Source organism: Flavobacterium quisquiliarum (genome assembly GCF_019308285.1).
Classification (GTDB): domain Bacteria; phylum Bacteroidota; class Bacteroidia; order Flavobacteriales; family Flavobacteriaceae; genus Flavobacterium; species Flavobacterium quisquiliarum.
The window spans coordinates 202105-219931 of sequence record NZ_WWEM01000039.1 but is presented as its reverse complement, the minus strand read 5'-3'; the positions used below and the strand labels follow the sequence as shown (position 1 = coordinate 219931).

15 protein-coding genes are annotated in these 17827 nt (G+C 33.8%); 10 read left to right on the top strand and 5 right to left on the bottom strand.

The window, feature by feature from the left end:
• Nucleotides 1-88: 88 nt before the first annotated feature.
• Together ileS and GSY47_RS22845 are read left to right on the top strand one after the other, a co-directional pair.
• Nucleotides 89-3490, top strand: coding sequence for an isoleucine--tRNA ligase (ileS, locus tag GSY47_RS22850; RefSeq protein ID WP_179004238.1), 3402 nt, complete (start codon nt 89-91; stop codon nt 3488-3490).
• An 11-nt stretch (nt 3491-3501) separates the two neighbouring features.
• On the top strand, nt 3502-3882 hold the full coding sequence (locus tag GSY47_RS22845; protein WP_012022792.1) for a TraR/DksA family transcriptional regulator: 381 nt from the start codon (nt 3502-3504) through the stop codon (nt 3880-3882).
• Between the two features lie 237 nt (nt 3883-4119).
• Here the strand turns inward: GSY47_RS22845 and GSY47_RS22840 are convergent, their stop codons facing one another.
• A complete protein-coding gene (locus tag GSY47_RS22840; RefSeq protein WP_091494458.1) occupies nt 4120-4500 on the bottom strand; it encodes a hypothetical protein in 381 nt (126 codons plus the stop codon).
• Between the two features lie 33 nt (nt 4501-4533).
• Nucleotides 4534-4890 carry a roadblock/LC7 domain-containing protein gene (locus GSY47_RS22835; RefSeq protein ID WP_091494460.1) on the bottom strand — a complete coding sequence of 119 codons (357 nt, stop codon included), beginning with the start codon at nt 4888-4890 and terminating at the stop codon, nt 4534-4536.
• Between the two features lie 180 nt (nt 4891-5070).
• On the opposite strand from GSY47_RS22835, the gene GSY47_RS22830 reads away from it, so the two are divergent.
• The 6 genes from GSY47_RS22830 (at nt 5071) to GSY47_RS22805 (ending at nt 14977) form a co-directional block, all read left to right on the top strand.
• A complete protein-coding gene (locus tag GSY47_RS22830; RefSeq protein WP_179004240.1) occupies nt 5071-5289 on the top strand; it encodes a hypothetical protein in 219 nt (72 codons plus the stop codon).
• Nucleotides 5290-5409: 120 nt separating this feature from the next.
• Nucleotides 5410-6009: a lipoprotein signal peptidase gene (locus tag GSY47_RS22825; protein ID WP_179004242.1), complete on the top strand. Its 600-nt coding sequence runs from the start codon at nt 5410-5412 to the stop codon at nt 6007-6009.
• A gap of 140 nt (nt 6010-6149) precedes the next feature.
• Complete coding sequence (locus GSY47_RS22820; RefSeq protein WP_179004244.1) at nt 6150-9308, top strand: UvrD-helicase domain-containing protein; 3159 nt, start codon at nt 6150-6152, stop codon at nt 9306-9308.
• A gap of 84 nt (nt 9309-9392) precedes the next feature.
• Nucleotides 9393-10586, top strand: coding sequence for a glycine C-acetyltransferase (gene kbl, locus GSY47_RS22815; RefSeq protein ID WP_179004319.1), 1194 nt, complete (start codon nt 9393-9395; stop codon nt 10584-10586).
• A 113-nt stretch (nt 10587-10699) separates the two neighbouring features.
• Entirely contained in the window at nt 10700-12151 is a 1452-nt protein-coding gene (locus tag GSY47_RS22810) for an OmpA family protein (protein ID WP_179004245.1), read from the top strand.
• 63 nt (nt 12152-12214) lie between these two features.
• A complete protein-coding gene (locus GSY47_RS22805) occupies nt 12215-14977 on the top strand; it encodes a PD-(D/E)XK nuclease family protein (RefSeq protein WP_179004247.1) in 2763 nt (920 codons plus the stop codon).
• Nucleotides 14978-15162: 185 nt separating this feature from the next.
• On the opposite strand, the gene GSY47_RS22800 is transcribed toward GSY47_RS22805, so the two are convergent.
• The gene (locus tag GSY47_RS22800; protein ID WP_179004248.1) at nt 15163-15306 is read right to left on the bottom strand and encodes a hypothetical protein; all 144 of its coding nucleotides are present in this window, start codon (nt 15304-15306) and stop codon (nt 15163-15165) included.
• 290 nt (nt 15307-15596) lie between these two features.
• Here GSY47_RS22800 and GSY47_RS22795 point away from each other — a divergent pair, with 290 nt between their 5' ends.
• The gene (locus GSY47_RS22795; RefSeq protein ID WP_109190902.1) at nt 15597-15917 is read left to right on the top strand and encodes a roadblock/LC7 domain-containing protein; all 321 of its coding nucleotides are present in this window, start codon (nt 15597-15599) and stop codon (nt 15915-15917) included.
• 27 nt (nt 15918-15944) lie between these two features.
• A complete protein-coding gene (locus GSY47_RS22790; protein ID WP_109190901.1) occupies nt 15945-16319 on the top strand; it encodes a hypothetical protein in 375 nt (124 codons plus the stop codon).
• A gap of 86 nt (nt 16320-16405) precedes the next feature.
• Here GSY47_RS22790 and GSY47_RS22785 read toward each other — a convergent pair whose 3' ends face one another.
• Both GSY47_RS22785 and GSY47_RS22780 read right to left on the bottom strand, forming a co-directional pair.
• A complete protein-coding gene (locus GSY47_RS22785; protein WP_179004250.1) occupies nt 16406-17182 on the bottom strand; it encodes an alpha/beta fold hydrolase in 777 nt (258 codons plus the stop codon).
• A 27-nt stretch (nt 17183-17209) separates the two neighbouring features.
• Nucleotides 17210-17752: a sigma-70 family RNA polymerase sigma factor gene (locus GSY47_RS22780; RefSeq protein WP_179004251.1), complete on the bottom strand. Its 543-nt coding sequence runs from the start codon at nt 17750-17752 to the stop codon at nt 17210-17212.
• Between the last annotated feature and the right edge of the window lie 75 nt (nt 17753-17827).

Below are 17827 nucleotides of genomic sequence, written 5' to 3'. Positions count from 1 at the left end.
CTCAACAAAAGTTTGTGAAATTTAAAGAAATTGGTGGTCAATAGTTCAAAATTTCTTACTTTCGCACCTCGTTTAAGAAAAGGATAAAATGAGTACAAAATTTACTGAATACAAAGGACTTGACTTACCAACTGTGGCGTCTGAAGTTCTTGATTTTTGGAAGAAAGAAAATATATTTGAAAAGAGTGTAACCACTCGCGAAGGTGCTGAACCTTTCGTATTTTTTGAAGGACCACCTTCAGCAAACGGATTACCAGGAATTCACCACGTAATGGCGCGTGCGATTAAAGATATTTTTTGCAGATATAAAACTCAGAAAGGTTTTCAGGTAAAAAGAAAAGCTGGATGGGATACTCACGGTTTACCTGTAGAATTAGGTACCGAAAAAGAATTAGGAATTACAAAAGAAGATATTGGAAAGACCATTTCAATCGAAGAATATAACGAAGCGTGTAAAAAAACCGTTATGCGTTATACTGATGTATGGAATGATTTGACCGAAAAAATGGGTTATTGGGTAGATATGGAAGATCCGTATGTGACTTATAAGCCAAAATATATGGAATCGGTTTGGTGGCTTTTGAAACAAATCTATGATAAAGGTTTGTTGTACAAAGGATACACAATTCAGCCATATTCTCCAAAAGCAGGAACAGGATTATCTTCTCACGAAGTAAATCAGCCTGGAGCTTACCGTGATGTAACTGATACTACAATTGTAGCGCAGTTTAAAACGCTTCCAGAAACTTTGCCTTCATTCTTGCAAGGTTTTGGAGATATTCACATTTTAGCTTGGACGACAACTCCTTGGACATTGCCATCAAATACAGCTTTGACAGTTGGTCCAAAAATCGATTATGTTTTAGTTAAAACTTTCAATCAATATACTTTTGAGCCAATCAATGTGATTTTGGCTAAAAACTTAGTTGGAAAACAATTCGGAAAAGGATATTTCTTAAGCGAAGATGATGCTGATTTTGACAATGTGAAAAACGGCGATAAAAAATTACCATACAAAATCTTAACTGAAACAAAAGGAGCGGATTTAGTTGAAATCCGTTACGAGCAATTGTTGCCTTACGTATTGCCATATCAAAATGCTGAAAATGCATTTAGAGTAATTTCAGGAGATTTCGTTACAACAGAAGATGGAACAGGAATCGTGCATACAGCGCCGACTTTTGGTGCTGATGATGCTAAAGTAGCTAAAGAAGCAAAGCCAGAAGTGCCGCCAATGTTGGTTTTGGACGAAAACGGAACCGCAGTTCCTTTGGTAGATTTACAAGGGAAATTTACTTCACATTTAGGTGATTTAGCAGGTAAATACGTTAAAAACGAATATTACGATGCAGGACAAGCTCCGGAGAAATCTGTAGATGTTGAAATTGCAATTCGTCTTAAAGAAGAAAACAAAGCATTTAAAGTTGAAAAATACGTGCACAGTTATCCACACAGCTGGAGAACAGACGAGCCGTTATTATACTATCCTCTAGATTCATGGTTCATCAAAGTAACCGATGTAAAAGATAGAATGTTCGACCTGAACGAAACTATCAATTGGAAACCTAAATCTACTGGTGAAGGACGTTTTGGAAATTGGCTTAAAAATGCCAACGATTGGAACTTATCTCGTTCTAGATATTGGGGAATTCCTTTGCCAATTTGGAGAACAGAAGATAAAACTGAAGAAGTTATTATTGGTTCTGTTGAAGAATTGTACAATGCAATCGAAAAGTCGATCGAAGCAGGTTTCCAAAAAGAAAATCCGTTTAAAGGTTTTGAAATAGGAAACATGGCTGAGTCAAATTATGATTTAATTGACTTACACAAAAATGTTGTTGATGCTATCACTTTAGTTTCTGCTTCCGGGAAACCAATGAAGCGCGAAAGTGATCTAATCGACGTTTGGTTCGATTCTGGAGCAATGCCTTATGCACAATGGCACTATCCTTTTGAGAACCAGGATAAAATTGATGGAAACAAAGATTTTCCTGCTAATTTTATTGCTGAAGGAGTGGATCAGACACGTGGATGGTTTTATACCTTACACGCAATCGGAACTTTAGTTTTTGATAAAGTAGCGTACAAAAACGTAGTTTCAAATGGTCTTGTTTTGGATAAAAATGGAATTAAAATGTCTAAGAGTAAAGGAAATACGATAGACCCATTTAAAACCATTGCAGAAAACGGCCCTGATGCTACACGCTGGTATATGATTATGAATGCAAATCCGTGGGATAACCTGAAGTTTGACCTTGAAGGAATTGCTGAGGTGAAACGTAAATTCTTCGGAACACTTTACAATACCTATTCATTCTTCTCGTTATATGCAAACATCGACGGATTTAAATATGCTGAAGCTGAAATCCCGTTAAACGAAAGACCAGAAATCGATCAATGGATTATTTCTGAATTGCATTCGTTAATCAAATTCGTTGATGAATGTTACGAAGATTATGAGCCAACTAAAGCGACTAGAGCTATTTCTGATTTCGTTCAGGAAAACTTAAGTAACTGGTACGTTCGTTTATGTCGTCGTCGTTTCTGGAAGGGTGAATATGCAAAAGATAAAATTGCAGCTTACCAAACGCTTTATACATGTTTGCTTACAATCAGTAAATTAAGCGCTCCGGTTGCTCCGTTTTTTATGGATAAATTGTACAGAGATTTGACAACATCTACGGGAACCGAGGATTTTGCTAGTGTTCACTTGGCTGAATTCCCGAAATTTGTCGAAAACTTTGTTAATAAAACGTTGGAAAGCAAAATGCAGAAGGCGCAAACAATCTCATCTTTGGTTTTATCACTGCGTAAAAAAGAGATGATAAAAGTTCGTCAACCTCTGCAAAAGGTAATGATTCCGGTGCTTGACGAGAATCAGCGTGCTGAAATCGAAGCTATTTCTGACTTAGTAAAAGCCGAAGTAAACGTGAAAGAAATCGAACTTTTAGACGATGCTTCTGGTATTTTAGTAAAGCAGATTAAGCCTAATTTTAAAGCTCTTGGGCCTCGTTTTGGGAAAGACATGGGCTTGATTTCTAAGGAGATACAAGGTTTTTCTGCAGAACAGATCAATCAGCTGGACAAGCAGGGAATGCTGGATATTGTTATTTCTGGAAATAATGTAACTTTATCACTAGAAGACGTCGAGATAACATCACAGGATATCGAAGGGTGGTTAGTTGCAAATTCAAACGGAATCACAGTTGCGTTAGACATCACAATATCTGAAGAATTAAAAAATGAAGGTATCGCAAGAGAGTTAGTAAACAGAATTCAGAATATCCGTAAAGATTCGGGATTTGAGGTTACTGATAAAATTAAGGTACAAATAAAAAGAGATGGTATTTTAGAAGATGCCATTTTGAAAAACGAAGAGTATATTAAGTCTGAAACATTAACAGACGACTTAGTTTTTGTTGACGCTTTAGAAAACGGCACAGAAATTGAGTTTGATGATATTAGAACAATGATATTAATTTCAAAATAAAGTATAATACCATGATAGATGAAATTACAAGGTACTCAGACGCTGACTTAGCGGAGTTCAAAGAAATAATCCAAGCAAAAATTAAAAAAGCACAAGAAGATCTTGACTTGATCAAAAGTGCCTATATGAATGATTTGAATAACGGAACTGACGATACTTCTCCAACTTTTAAAGCTTTTGAAGAAGGAAGTGAAACAATGTCTAAAGAAGCAAACTCTCAGTTGGCTATCAGACAAGAGAAGTTCATTCGTGATCTAAAAAACGCACTTTTCCGTGTTGAAAACAAAACATACGGTATTTGCAAAGTAACAGGTAAATTAATTAGCAAAGAAAGGCTTAAAATCGTTCCTCATGCAACAATGAGTATCGAAGCTAAAAACTTGCAGAGATAATAAAAATAAACTCCAATTAAACGCTCCTTTTAGGGGCGTTTTTTTTGTTTAATGTTTTAGTGATTTGTCTTAGTTTGAAGTGTTTTTGGTTTGAAAGAAAATGTTTATGTTTGTGAATTTTGTGTTCTAAAATAACCATATCTTTTTGTAAGAATGAAAAAGATATTGGTCTGAGACTGTGCAAAAAAAGAACTGTCTTGGTTAGAGACAGTTCAACAGTAAAGAAAAGTAAAGTTATTAAGCTAGATTTTTTTCAACATCAGCTTTGTGTTTTCTTAAAATAGCTCTCGTCATACCTAAATTAGCTTTTGATGCATCTGCAGCTAAGTAGATCATGAATTTTTTATTTGGAGAGATATCGATAATGTGAATTTGATTCGAAAGTGTAATCAAAATATCTTCAATATCCTGGTTTAGACCTAGTGCTTTTACGGCATTTAGTTTTGCTTTTACAACTTCGAGGTTATAAGCTGCGGCAAGTTCTGGGTCAAAACCTGGATCGACTGTTAAATTTCCAAAGCTTAATCCAGACTCAATCTCTGTTACAGCGACAGCAATAAAGCCGTTTACGTTAGTTTTCATTTCATTTAAAAACACGTTTAAAAAGTCATTACTCATAGTGATGTGGGTTTGTTTGTTAATAGATGTATGTTATTTCAGTAGGGAATTTTTGCTTAATTCAGCAGATACTTCTTCTGTTGAACGCATCAATAATGCTAAGTTGCTGCCTTCTTTTGAAAAGGCTACGATAAAATTAGAACCGCTTATTTTGTTTCCAACAATAACGCCTTCGGCACTTTTGAGGTACAATTGTTTTAAAGAGCCTTTTTCTAAATCAATTAAGAATTTTTCGCTCATTGATAAGATTGCGGCGCTCATGGCGGCGATACTGTCCCCGTAGTCAAGGTTTAAGGAAGTGATTAATTTTCCTTTTCCATTTAGGATTAATGCTGCCGTTGATTTTGTGCTGACAAGAAAGTCATTCAGTGTAGTTGTGATTTCATTCATGATTTGTAGGATTTAGGGAGGAATGTTAAATTCGGTTTGTTTTTGGTATTTGGTTTTAAATTAATCTTGAATCATCCTAAACAAGTGTTAATTTTATTTAACAAATATAAATTAAATTATGTATCATTGTAGTACCAAATCGTTAATAATTTAAATTATTTACTGTAAAAAACTTACATTATGGCTAAAGTATTGAAATTCAAAGAAGTAAACTCTGACGTAGAGCGTAGAATGAAGGATTTTGAAAAACTGCGCATCAAATTTAAAGCTGATGTTAAAAAAGGTGAAGCAAAGAAGCTTGCTGCCGGAAAAGAAAGTAAAGGGATATTCAAATCTATCTCAGATTTTTTCTCCGACAGTCCAGCAAAAACGGCAGCAAAAGCTCCTGTGAACAAGTAAGCTTTATTGGGTTTAGATTAGCAGATAAGCTTAGTTTACTTATCAGAAAAGAATTAACGCTCCATTGGGAGCGTTTTTTTTGATTTAATTGCTATTTTTGCCCATCAAAAAAATAATAAAATGTCATTACGAAAAGCGTATTTACTTATTTTCCTAGTTTTAATTATAGATCAGCTTTCTAAAATTTATGTCAAGACAAATTTCGTTCTTGGAGAAGAAGTCATGATTTTTGATTGGTTTAGAATTCATTTTATCGAAAATGAAGGTATGGCTTGGGGGACAAAAATCCCAGGAGAATATGGAAAACTGATTTTAACTGTTTTTAGAATTTTTGCGGTTTTCGGAATCGGTTGGTGGCTTTCTGATGTGGTGAAGAAACGTCAATCTACTTATTTAATAGTTGCTATTGCTTTAATCTTTGCTGGTGCAGCAGGAAATATTATCGATTCTGTTTTCTACGGAGTTATTTTTGACGACAGTACGCATAATTTGGCTACAATCTTTTCTCCAGCTCCATACGGAACTTGGTTTCATGGTTTGGTTGTAGATATGTTTTATTTTCCTATTTGGGAAGGTAATCTTCCAACGTGGCTTCCTATTTTCGGAGGAAAGCACTTTGCTTTTTTTAATGCTATTTTTAATGTTGCCGATATGGCAATATCTACCGGAGTAGGTATACTTTTGGTCTTCAATAAAAAAGCATTTCCAAAACACGCATAAATTTAAAAAATCTAAAATTTTCAAAATTCCAAATTCTAATATTTGAGGCATTCGCAGCAAACAGATGTTAGAATTTGGAATTTTTCATTATTGGGATTTAATTTTATTGTGTTATTTTTACGATACAAAAAAATCAAATTATGCAAAGTCCGTCTTTTTCTATTTATGATGCTTCTGCGGGATCAGGAAAGACGTATACATTGGTAAAGGAATATTTGAAGATTATTCTTTCTTCACCAAAGAACGATGCTTATAGAAATATCCTTGCCATCACATTTACCAATAAGGCCGTTCATGAAATGAAAAGCCGTATCGTTGGTAATCTGTCTGAATTCGCCAAAGACGATCCGTCTCCAAAATCAGTTGATTTGATGGAAGACTTGTCTCGCGAAACAGGACTTTCGGTTATTAAAATTAAAACCAAATCACAGCAGATCATAAAGCACTTAATTCATAATTATGCGGCTTTTGATATTTCTACCATTGATAAATTCACGCATAAGGTTATTCGCGCTTTTGCACATGATCTAAATCTTCCAATGACTTTTGAAGTTACTTTGGATACAGAGAATTTGTTGGTTGAAGCGGTTGATGCCATTATTGCGCAGGCAGGAGAGGATGAAACGCTGACCAAACTGCTCATCGATTTTACAATGGAAAAAACCGATGATGATAAAAGCTGGGATATTTCGCGTGAAATTCTCGATACTGGAAGATTGGTTTTAAATGAAAATAACCGAAACGAAATTCTGCATTTTCAGGATAAAACGATCGGAGAGTTTGTAGAGATTAAAAAAAAGATGCAAGAACTCTGCAAGGGGCTAGAAGAAACAAATGCAGGATTGGCTGTTAAAGCAATTGAATTAATTGATAAAAACGGAATTGATCCAAAATCATTTTCCAGAGGAACTTTTCCAAACCATTTAGAAAGTATTCGCGACGGGAAATTCAATCCGAAAAATAAAACATTTCATGAATTTGAAGATATTGCCATTAATAAAACTGCAAAAGACAGGGCGTTAATAGAGAATATTATTCCCGAATTGCTTCAGGTTTTAAAAGAGGTTTATCAAAACTTTGAAAAAAGAGATTTTTATAAGGCTTTCTTGAAGAATATCACACCGCTTTCTTTGCTGAATACGGTTAGCAATGAATTGTCGAAAATCCAGTCGGAACAAAATATTTTGTCCATTTCTGAATTTAATGCGATCATTCATCGTGAAATTCAGAATCAGCCGGCACCTTTTATTTATGAACGTTTGGGAGAGCGTTATCGTCATTTTTTTATTGATGAATTTCAGGATACTTCCGAAATGCAGTGGCAGAATTTAATTCCATTAATAGATAATTCTCTTTCGGGTTTAGATGATTTTGGAAATAAAGGCACTTTGATGATTGTTGGCGATCCTAAACAATCTATTTATAGATGGCGTGGAGGAAAAGCAGAACAATTTATTGAATTGAGCAAAGAGGTAAATCCGTTCAATAATCCGGATAAAGAGATTAAGCATTTAAATACCAATTATCGCAGTTATAGCGAAGTGATTGAATTTAATAATGCTTTTTTTAAGCTCATTTCAGCTGAGTTTTCGAATGAAGATTATAAAGATTTGTATGAAAATCATAGTTTTCAAAATACAAACTCGAAAAAAGGCGGTTATGTCAATATTTCCTTTCTTCCAATTGCAGAAAAAAATGAAGCTGCTGATGAAGAAGAAGTTGTGGAAAAATCGGATTTGTATGTTCTTGCTACTTTAAATACCATTCATGAAGTTGTAAAGCAAGGATTCGAATATAAAGATATTGTGATTTTAACTCGTAAAAGAGGTCAAGGAATTGCAGTTGCCAATTATTTAACCGAACAGGGAGTGCCGCTTTTATCTTCCGAAACTTTGATGGTTCAAAATGCTTCAGAAGTTCGGTTGATTATTCATTTACTTCGTTATTTGAGCAACAGTGCTGATTTAGAGTCAAAAGCAAATTTCCTTCACTTTTTAGCTTCAACAAAAGATTTGGCAATGCCGGTTCATGATTTCATTGCGATGGGAATGAATCATAAAATAGAAAAAGAATTTGAAGACTGGCTTTTAACTTTTGATGTTTCGTTTTCTTTTAAAGATGTTCGAAAGAAATCCCTTTACGAAGCAGTGGAAATTATAATTTCTAAATTTATTCTTCCGTCAGAAGGGAATGCTTATGTCCAGTTTTTTCTAGATATTGTGTTGGAACGCGATATTAGAAATCAGTCAGGTGTAGCAGATTTTTTAGTTTTCTGGGATAAAAATGGAGAAAAATATAGTATTCCATCTCCAGAGGGAAATAATGCAGTTCGTATTATGACCATTCATAAATCGAAAGGATTGGAGTTTCCAGTTGTAATTATGCCTTTTGCAGACGAAGATTACAATCGTAAACCAAAAGATAAATTATGGTTGGATACAGACGAAGTTGATTTAGGAGTTCCGAAAGCACTTGTAGATAACAGCAGTGTCGTGGAAAGTTTTGGAGAAAGTGCGTCGGCAGTTTTTAATTTGAAAAAACAAGAAGAACTGCTGGATAATATCAATGTGCTTTATGTGGCGCTGACTCGTGCAGAAGAGCAGTTGTATGTGATTTCACAATCGCTTGAAGCAAGAAAAGACGGGGAATATCCAAATAATATGGCTTCTTTTTTTATTAAATTTTTAATTCATGAAGGGGTTTATGATGAAGCAAAATTAAATTATGAATTCGGTGATAAAATGAGGCTTTCGAAAGCCTCGAAAACTGTCGATTTGGTAAAATCAATTCCGATAGTAAAAGAAGTTTTAAATCCGAAAAACATAAAAATTGCCCAGCGAGAAGCTTTAATGTGGGGAACGCACCAGCAGGAAGCAATTTCTTATGGGAATGTTGTGCATGAAATTTTGGCTTTTGTAAAAGATAAGTCAGATATTGATTTGGCGGTAACAAAAGCACTGGAAAATGGCTTGGTAACTTATGATCAGGTCGATCAGGTTTTGAATACGTTAAGTGAAATTGTAAATCATCCTGAATTGGCAGTCTGTTTTAATGGAAGTCATACAGTTTTAAACGAACAGACCATTGTTCAAAAACAAGGAAGAATTTTAAAGCCAGACAGAGTTGTTTTTTTAGAAAATAAAGAAGCTTTTCTGCTGGATTATAAAACTGGAGCTGTTAACGCAAAATATCAACAGCAAATTCAGGAATATCAAGACGCGATTGAAGATTTGGGATACAAAGTGTTAAAAAAGGCATTGGTGTATATTGGGTCGCAAATTGAAGTGGTAAATTTGTGAAAAAATTAATCAGATGTTAAAGAAATAACGAAGCTTTATTTTTGTTAAGTTGTTAATTTTTAACGTTTTAAATAAATGAAAAAAATGTACGGTAAAATTAAAGAGCATTTGCAAAGTGAGTTGCAGACAATCGAAGAAAATGGAATTTTTAAAAAGGAGAGAATTATTACATCTCCTCAAGGTGCTGAGATTAAAATTTCAACAGGAGAAACAGTTTTAAATTTTTGTGCCAATAATTATTTAGGGCTTTCGTCGCATCCAGAAGTCGTGCAGGCGGCTAAAGATGCATTGGATACTCACGGTTTCGGAATGTCATCTGTTCGTTTTATCTGCGGTACACAAGATATTCATAAAACACTAGAAAAAAAGATCGCTGATTTCTATGGTACAGAAGATACTATTTTATATGCGGCGGCTTTTGATGCGAATGGTGGTGTTTTTGAGCCTTTGTTAGGAGAAAATGATGCAATTATTTCAGATAGTTTAAATCATGCTTCTATTATCGACGGAGTTCGTTTGTGTAAAGCGGCACGTTATCGTTATGAGAATAACAATATGGAAGATTTGGAACAGCAATTAATTAAAGCTAATGAAGCTGGAGCACGTTTTAAATTGATTGTTACAGATGGTGTGTTTTCAATGGATGGTTTAGTTGCCCCACTTGATAAAATCTGTGATCTCGCTGATAAATATGATGCGATGGTTATGGTTGACGAATGCCATGCGGCAGGTTTTATTGGAGCTACAGGAAAAGGTACTCTCGAGGCAAAAGGAGTGATGGGACGTGTTGATATTATTACAGGAACTCTTGGTAAGGCTCTGGGAGGAGCAATGGGCGGTTATACAACAGCAAAAAAAGAAATTATTGAAATTCTTCGCCAACGTTCAAGACCATATTTGTTCTCAAATTCTTTAGCTCCTTCTATCGTTGGTGCATCAATAAAAGTTTTCGAATTGTTAGAAAAAGATACCACACTTCGTGATAAATTAGAGTGGAATACCAACTACTTTAAAGAGGGCATGAAAAAAGCAGGTTTTGATATTATTGATGGAGATTCGGCTATTGTTCCGGTAATGTTGTATGATGCAAAATTGTCACAAACGATGGCAAATGAACTTTTAAAAGAAGGTATTTATGTAATTGGTTTCTTTTTTCCTGTAGTCCCAAAAGACAAGGCAAGAATACGTGTCCAGCTGTCTGCGGCGCACGAAAAGGAGCACTTAGATAAAGCCATAGAAGCCTTTACAGTTGTCGGTAAAATGTTAAAAGTTATATAATTACCACTTTGGTCAAATTTTTGTAGGTTTTTTTTAACATTTCATTTTGTATTTAAAAAATTTGGTGTTACTTTTGCTTGTAATTAACTAAATTGTAATTAAAAAAATTAAGTATGAAACATCTTAACAAACTTTTAGTTGCTGTATTGATGGCGATGGGTTTAAATGCTCACGCGCAAGACAGTAACAATCCATGGGCGATCTCTTTTGGGGTTAATGCTGTGGATACAAGGACTAGTTCAGGTTCAGGAAGTGGATTTTTTGATCAGCACTTCTCTCAGCCATTCGCAGTAAAAGACAACTGGAATATTCTTCCTTCTTTATCTTACATTGGTGTAAACAGATATGTAGGTAGCGGTTTCTCTGTTGGTTTACAAGGTTCTGTGAACAAAATTGATAAATTGGTTACTTTTGCTCCAACTGCTGCAGGTCATGATTCAAGAGGAAACGTTGTAACAAATCCTGGTGACTTAATGTACTACGGAATTGATGCTACTATCAAATACAGCTTCCAAGAATTAATCAAATCTAAAGTGATTGATCCTTCGTTATCTGTTGGTGGAGGTTATACTTTCTTTGGAGATAACAGTTTTGGAACTGTTAACCCAGGTGCTGGTATTACATTCTGGTTTACAGATGCTATTGGTTTAGAGTTAGCTACAAAGTACAAATGGGCTGTTGCTGCTAATGAAGACAAACCTCTTGATAGATCGGTTTTCCAACACACTGCAGGTTTAGTTTTCAAATTCGGAGGTAAAGATACTGATGGAGACGGAATCTATGACAAAGACGATGCTTGTCCAGATGTTGCTGGTTTAAAACAATTCAACGGATGTCCTGATACTGACGGTGACGGAATCGTTGATGCTTCTGACGCTTGTCCAGATGTATTTGGTTTAGCTGCATTAAACGGATGTCCTGATACTGACGGAGACGGAATCGCTGATAAAGATGACGCTTGTCCAGATGTTGCTGGTTTAGCTGCTTTAAAAGGTTGTCCTGATACTGACGGTGACGGAATCGCTGATAAAGATGACAAATGTCCTACAGTTGCTGGTCCTAAAGAAAATGGTGGTTGTCCATTCTTAGATGCTGATAAAGATGGTGTTATCGATAAAGATGATGACTGTCCTACAGTTCCAGGTCCTGCTAGTAACAGAGGATGTCCAGAAGTAACTTCTGCTGCATTAGAAGATCTTAAAGTTCAAGCTAGAGCAATCTACTTCAACTCAGGAAAAGCTACTTTCAAAACTGGTGACAAAGAAACTCCAGCTAGATTAGATGCTATTAAAGAAATCCTTAAAAACTATCCAAACGCGAAATTCTCTATTGAAGGACACACAGATAGTACAGGTTCTGCTAAAGTAAACGATAAACTTTCTCAAGATAGAGCTAACGCTGTATTAAACGCTTTAGTTGAAAGAGGAGTTAATCCAGAAAACTTAGAAGCTAAAGGATTTGGATCTTCTCAACCAGTTGCAAGTAACAAAACTGCTGCAGGTAAAGCTCAAAACAGAAGAACTGAAATTAGACACATTGGTTCTAAATACCAAGGAAAACTATAATTTAGTTCCTAAATAAATATGAAAAGCCATTCTTAATTGAATGGCTTTTTTTATTTTTATACTATGGTAAATGATTCTTTTCTTCAAAAGCTGGCGGGTGTTGTAATTCAGGATTATGCTGAAAAACTTTCTCAAATAACTATAATTCTTCCCAATAAAAGAGCAAAAGTTTTTTTAATTGAAGCTCTTAAAAATACAACAGATAAAACAATAATTGCCCCAGAAATTACAAGTATTGAAGACTTTGTACAGAACGTTGCATCTATTCGTTCTATTGATTCAATTGAGCTTTTGTTTGAGTTTTATGAAGTTTATTTGTCTATTACTGAAAAGAAAAATCAGCAGTCGTTTGAATTGTTTGCAAATTGGGCCAAAACGCTATTGCAGGATTTTAATGAAATTGACCGCTATCTTTTAGATCCTTCTCATGTCTTGTCTTACTTGAAAGATATTGAAGATATAAAAAAGTGGGGGCTGGAAGTAGATCAGAAAACAAAACTTCTCGAAAATTATATTGACTTTTGGAAATTACTTCCTTCTTACTACGAGTCATTATATAATCATTTGTTATTTAAATCTATCGGTTATCAAGGTTTGGTGTATCGGGAAGCGGTAAATAATCTAAATCATTTTTCTAATACTATTGGGGATCGCATTTTTATTTTTGCCGGATTTAATGCTTTAAATGCAGCTGAGGAAAAAATAGTACAGCACCTCCTTGCTTTGGATCAGGCTAAAATATTTTGGGATGCAGATCAAACTTTTTTGAATGACCCTTATCATGATGCCGGACTTTTTTTAAGACGTTTTAAAGAAAGCTGGAAACATTATAAAGGGCATCCTTTTGAATGGATTGCAGATGATTTTTCGCAGTCAAAAAACATTCAGGTTATTGGAACTCCTAAAACAATTGGACAGGCAAAATTGGCGGGAAGTATCATTGAGGATTTAATCAATGAAAATCCGAATGCATCTTTGGACAAAGTAGCTGTTGTGTTGGGAGAAGAGAATTTGCTGGTTCCGGTTTTGTATTCACTTCCTTCTTCTGTAGGAGCTTTAAATATTACAATGGGTTATTCGGGTAAGAATAATCCGTCTCAGATTTTGGTTGCCAAATTGTTTAAAATGCATACCAATGCACTTTCGAGAAAAGGAAGCAGTTATGTTTTTTATTATAAAGATGTGTTGGATGTTTTAACGCATCCTTTGGTGGAGCCTTATGCTGGTACTCAAGCATTAGTTAGGATTATCAAAGAGAATAATTATACTTTTATTACACATCAAAAAATTCTAGAGCTTCATCCAGATCAATCCAAATTTTTTACTCTTTTGTTTGAAAAATGGGAAAAAGGTTCTGTTGCTGTATTGAATAATATTTCAGCGTTATTGATTGCTGTAAAAGATCATTTCAGTAATGATAATGAAGAAGAAAAAATTGCAAAAGCATTTGTATATGGTGTCTTTAAGGTAATTAACAAACTTATAAATTACTACTCTAAACACCATCATATCGACAATATTGATACGCTTCATGCTATTTATAAGCAAATTATTGATTTGGCTGAAGTGTCTTTTGAGGGTGAGCCATTGCGTGGTCTGCAAATTATGGGGGTTTTGGAAAGTAGGGTTCTTGATTTTGAAACGGTTATTATTACGTCGATGAATGAAGGTAAATTTCCAGCTGGAAAATCACAAAATTCATTTATTCCTTACGACGTGAAACGAGAATTGGGACTTCCAACTTTTAAAGAAAAAGATGCGATTTATACCTATCACTTTTATCATCTGCTTCAAAGAGCAAAAAATATCTATTTGATTTATAATACTGAAAACGATGGATTGGATGCTGGTGAAAGAAGCCGTTTTATTACACAGTTGGAAGTAGAGAAACAAAGAAGGCATAATCTAACTTTTGATATTTACAATCCAGTTCTGCCTAATGTGGCGCATGAGCCTATTTCTGTTCCAAAATCGGAATTGGTTATGGAGCGTTTAAGGGAAATTGCGATAACTGGTTTTTCGCCATCTGCATTGACGAGTTATATTCGAAATCCGATTGAGTTTTATTTCCAGAAAATACTAAGAATTCGTGAAGTTGAAGAAGTGGAGGAGAATATTGCTTTGAATACTTTAGGGACAATTATCCACGAAACTTTAAAAGCTTTGTATGAGCCTTTTGTTGGTAAATTTATTTCGGAGAATGATCTTTTAAATTGCTTTAAACTGTTGGATGATGAAGTTTTAAAACAGTTTAAATTAGTTTATAAAGAGGGAGAAATTAAAAAAGGGCGAAATCTTCTGGCTTTTGAAGTCGCAAAACGAAATGTTTCTAATTTCTTGAGGATGGAATTGGAGTCTGTGAAAAATAATGAAGCGATTAAGATTATAGCTTTGGAACAGACATTTGAACGTGAATTTGTTCATCCGAAACTGCCCTTTCCTGTTTTAATTAAAGGAAATGTGGATAGAATTGAGCAACGTGATGGAAAAATTAGAATTATCGATTATAAGACGGGAAAAGTAGAAAAGACTAATGTGATATTGAAAACATGGAACGGATTGACTCAGGAGCTTAAAAACGATAAAATTATCCAAGTTTTGGCGTATGCCTTTATGTTTGAAAAAGAAGTTGGCAATTTACCTATTGAGGTAGGGATCATTTCGTTTAAAAATTTAAAATCTGGTTTTTTGCCTTTTGGGTATAAAGAAGAGAAAGAATTAAATACCGTTGTAACTGCACAAATACTGAATTCTTATTTAGATGAAATTGCTAATCTGCTTGGTGAAATATTTGATGTAGGTATTCCTTTTGAAGAAAAAATATGAATTTTTTTTTAGTCTTAAAAATTATAAAATAAAACCAGTCGCAATAAAGTAGAACTGTTCTGAATTATTTGTCCGCAAACAGGACAATTTTATTAGTGGTCGCTAAACAAAATAGAAAACAGTTATTGTCATTAAATCAATAAAAAAGCCGAACTTTTTATGAAGTTCGGCTTTTTAAAGAGCTTTTAGCTGAATATTTTTTTGAAGAAACCTTTTTTAGATTTTTCTCCAGAAGCCGTATCATTGATATGTCCGTTTTCAATACGAAATCTTCTAAACTTCTCCAGTTTTACATTTAGGTCAAAGCGTAATTCGTCAACAGTTTTCATAAATAAAAATTTTTTGCAAATCTATATAAAAACATTTTGTAAATGCAACATTCTGCAAATGTTAATTTTAGAATTGAGTTTTATGAAGTGAAATGTTACGATTTTAATATAATGTGTTTTTTATGTTAATTTTTATTGCATTTTTTTTGCAAAAAAATAAGTTTAATTATACGATAAATAAAAGTGAGTCAGTCTGTTATCAATCTGTTTTTTTTTAACAAGTGTTTATCGAGCAATTGTCAATATTGAAATATCTTTGACCCTTCCAAAAACATGACAAATAAAAGAATATGATTGATTTACAAACACTAGTACAAGAGACTGGAGCAGAATCTGGATTGAGTTTTAATATTGATGGAATCTTAAACGAGTCTGTTAATTTAGAATACGACGGAAATGTTGCAGCTATGATCGGAATGATCTTAAAGATGTGCCTTGAAATGTCAGAAGACGTAAATAACGGTGATCTTAAACAAGTTATGATTAAAAATAATGACGGTATTGTCGTTGCTATCAAAAACGAAGATGATAACTGTATTGCGTTACTTTCTAAGGATTTGAGTAAAATGGGGCTGTTACTTCGAAAAATGGATACCATTTTTAGCAACTAAATTTATAAACTAAATATTAAATATAATATGTCAGATTTTTTACAAAACTTTCAAAACGATCTAAAAGAAAATATTAACGGATTTATTGCCGTTTCAGTAACTGAAGTTGAAACAGGAATGTCTTATTGTTCACTTACTGCAAGACCTGATTTTGACCCAGAATTGGCTTCTGCTTATAACTTAGAAGTGGTTAAAGCAAAATTAAATGCTATCAGAGCTTTAGGATTAGATCAAAAAATTAATGATATTTTAATTACACTTACGGATCAAATTCATATTATTGACCTTTCTGAAGACGGAAGATATTTTATCTATCTGGCTGTTGATTCTAATAAAGCAAATCTTGGTTTAACAAGAGCAGTTTTGTCTAGATATAAAAAAGATATTATCACCAAATTATAACGATTTTTTTGCCCCCAACAAAGAAAAAAAAGGCTATTTCGACTTTCTGTCTGAAATGGCCTTTTTTGATTTTGTAAAGCTGGATTTTATTCGAAGAAATCTGCTAAAACAGTTTTTAAGGCTTCTTTGTTCTCGATTTGGCTCATGTGGCCGTCCTCAAAAGAAACTAATTCTACTGTTGTATCTTCAATTTGAGAAAGACTGTCTTCGTAATTTAGAACCGGATCTTTTTTTCCTAAGACTAATAAAACGGGAAAACGATTTTCTTGTAAAAGCCATTCACGGTCTTTTCGTATTTTCATTCCTTCCAATGAAGCTATGATTCCTTGTAAAGGTGTCTTTAAAGCTTCGGTTTTTACTTTTTCAATTTCGTCTACTAATCGGGTTCTGTTGTTTTCGCTGAATAAATTGGCTATTGCCAGACTTACGAAAGCGACATAATTTTGTTTTACTGCTTTTATAGCACGGGTTCTGTTGATTTTTTTTTCGGGATTGTCCTCTTTAGAAGTTGAATTCAGTAAAATCAATTTTTGGATTTTCTGCGGATATAATTCGGCGAAAGCCAAACCTACATAACCGCCCATTGAATGTCCTAAAATTGTAGCTTTTTCAATTTTTAAGTACTCTAAAACTTCGTTTACTGCATTCGCATTGTCTTCCATTTCATGAACATAGCCTAGAGAATCTGATTCGCCATGTCCTAGTAAATCAATTGTAATAATGCGGTATTTATCGGAGAAAAAATCAACATAGTCTTTCCACATTTTTTTGTTTTCGAGAAAGCCATGAAGGAAAATAATTGTGTTTCCTTTTCCGGAATCGGAAAAAGATATTTTGGTGTTTTTGTATAAAGTATGATTCAAAACGTAAATTTTGATAACAAAAATACGCTATTTTATTAGCCACATGAAATACAAGACGAATTTTAACTGAGAGATGTTTTGGGATTCTCTTAAAGAAGCGTATGCTCTTTTCATTTGTGTTTTAACAGTGTTTATGGAGATGTTATGGTCTTCTGCAATTTCAGCATAACTTAATCCTTCGACAACATGCGATATAAAAATTTCTCTTCTGGACTGAGGGATTTTTTCGATTAAGGTTTGAATTTTTGGTTTTTTATTTTCTTCTATATTTTCAAAAGCAGTTTGTTCTTCAGATTTTGGAGTGACTATTTTGGTTTTTTGCAGGCTAATTGTTTTATGTTTTTCTAAATACTGAAGACTCAAATTTTTTATTGCTTTTGTTCCGTATGCTTTAAATGAAATGGTGAAATTTAGTGCTTCTTCTTTTTCCCAGAGGTAGGTAAAAAAATCCTGAACAATGTCTTTTGCGGCATCTTTATCCTTCACAATGTTAAACGAAACCAACGAAAAAAAGACAAAGTGTTCTTTGTATAAGGCTTCAAATACTTTAAAATCTTTATAATTCAGCATCTCCAAATGTCATTTATTTGTTTGTAATGGATTACAATGTGTCAAATGTAAAATAAAAAGTTAGTTTTTTTTTGT